The sequence below is a fragment of the Kitasatospora sp. NPDC047058 genome, assembly GCF_040643935.1.
Taxonomy (GTDB): Bacteria; Actinomycetota; Actinomycetes; order Streptomycetales; family Streptomycetaceae; genus Kitasatospora.
In genome coordinates, this window is the sequence record NZ_JBEYVJ010000723.1 from 1 (window position 1) to 2,195 (window position 2,195).

Annotated in this window: 2 protein-coding genes; both read right to left on the minus strand. The window is 76.4% G+C overall.

Going from position 1 to position 2,195, the window contains the following annotated elements:
- The coding region (locus ABZ885_RS39790; protein WP_360199883.1) for a serine/threonine-protein kinase at positions 1-965 on the minus strand (965 nt) is incomplete at its 3' end.
- Positions 966-967: 2 nt separating this feature from the next.
- On the minus strand, positions 968-2,195 hold a 1,228-nt coding region (locus ABZ885_RS39795), incomplete at its 5' end, for a PQQ-binding-like beta-propeller repeat protein (RefSeq protein ID WP_360199885.1).

Sequence of the window (2,195 nt, forward strand, 5' to 3'; positions counted from 1 at the left end):
GCCGACGTGTCGAGCGGCTGCGGGCCGGTCGGTCCGGTGGGCGGGCCCGGCGGGAACGGTGGGGCCGGGGGGACGCCGGTGGCGGCCTGCGGGGCCAGCACCGCCGCCGTCTCCTCGATCGCGGCGACCAGCACCGGGTGCAGCCACGTCCCGGGGACCAGCGGCCCGACGCCCTGGGAGGCGGCGAGCTGCTGCGGTGTCGGCCGGTCGCCCGGGGCCTTGGCCAGGCACGCCGCGACCAGCAGCCGCACCCCGGCGGGCACCGCCGACAGGTCCGGCTCATCGCTCACCACCCTCCGCAGGACCTCCAGCAGGTGGCCCGCGTCGAACGGCCCGGTCCCGCCGGTGGCCGCGTGGACCAGGGTCGAGCCGAGCGAGAACACGTCGCTCGCCGGGCCCGCCCGCTCGCCCGTCGCCTGCTCCGGCGACATGAACGCGGGCGTGCCGAAGACCGCCCCCTCGGCGGTCAGCACCGTGCCGTCGGCGGCGCGGGCGATGCCGAAGTCGATGATGTGCGGACCGTCCAGCGCCAGCAGGACGTTGCTCGGTTTGAGGTCCCGGTGGGTCAGCCCGGCGGCGTGGATGTTCCTCAGTTCCTCCGCGAGGCCCGCCGTGAGGATGCGCAGGACGTGCTCGGGGAACGGGCCGACCAGCCGGACCGCCTCGTCCAGGGCGATGCCCGGCACGAAGGCGGTGGCCATCCAGGGGACGGGCGCGTCGGGGTCGGCGTCCACCACCGGCGCCGTGAAGGCCGAGGACGCGGCCCGGGCCGCCGACACCTCGGCCCGGAAGCGCGCACGGAACCGCGGGTCGCCGGCCAGCTCGGGCCTGATCAGCTTGACGGCGACGGTCCGCCCGCCGGCCGAGCGGCCGAGGTAGACCGCGCCCATGCCGCCGGCGCCCAGCCGGCCGAGCAGGGCGTACGGGCCGATCCGGGGCGGGTCACCGGGTTCGAGCCGCTGCATGCTCAGGCCCCCTTCGCGGGCACGGCGGTGATCGTCTGGGTGGTGGTGTCGGAGACGCAGAGCCGGCCGGCCCCGGCCGACCAGGCGAGCTTCGACGGGTCCTTGCCCTTCAGCCCGGAGTACTTCCAGCGCGGGATGCCGTTCGCCGGGTCCAGGGCCCAGATCACGGCGTCCGCGCCCATCCGGTAGAGGTTGCCGTCGGCGTACAGCAGGCGGGCGCCGAGGTACTTGGCCTCCGGGGAGTCGGCCGGGAGCGGCGTGCGCCGACCGGGCCGGCCGTTCGCCGGGTCCAGGGTGCCCACCGAGCAGCCGCCGTCGGCGTCCTTCCAGAGGCAGTACAGGAGTTTGCCGTCCTCGCCGGCGGCGAAGCCGCCGCCGCGGATGGAGCCCGGGACGACACCGTCCGCCGTCCACGCCGTGCTGCCCTTGTCGTCCGGGGCCAGCGCGGTCACCTTGCCTTCCGCGTCGGGCGCCAGGAAGTAGCCGCCGGCGGCCGCGATGCCCATCGCCGCGAGCTTTCGGGTCCAGACCACCGCGCCCGTCCCGTCGAGGACCTTGAGCTGGTCGAGGTTGGAGACCATCACGCGGTCGTCGTCCGGCAGCAGCGCGGACCGGGCGAGCAAGGTGTCCTCGCCGTGGAACCAGGCGGTCCTGCGGGCCGCGAGGTCGACCGCCCACAGGTGGGTGCCGCCGGGGACCAGGCCGCGGTCCTGGCCGTCGCCGCTCCCCAGCAGGTAGGCCTTGCCGGCCCGGACGCCCTCGAAGGAGGTCACGGCCGAGGCGTTCTTCTGGTCCCGGGTGAACCTCCAGTCGGTCCTCCCGTCGGCCGGGTCGAGGCTCAGCAGGTCGGTCTTCTGCCCCGCCCAGACGGGGACGATCAGCCGGCCGGCGTCCGTCCCGGCGACCGCCCGCGGGGTGTTCGGATCGATCGCGAAGACGCCGCCGAGGGCGGCGCCGTCCACCGTCCACCTGGTCCGGCCGCCCTCGTCGAGGCCCCAGACGTGCTGTACGGAGACGCACACCGTCACCCCGTCGACGCACAGCACCTGCGGGGAGGGCGACTGCTGGGTCGCCTGCCAACCCGCCTTCGCCTCGGGCACGTCGGCGCCGGACGGGCGGACGACGGGGGACGGCGGGCCGCTCGTGCCGCTCCCGCCGCCGGCCGTGGCGCCGCCGTGGTCGCCCAGCAGGGCGATCGCGGTCGCGGCACCGGCCGCCGCGACCACGCCG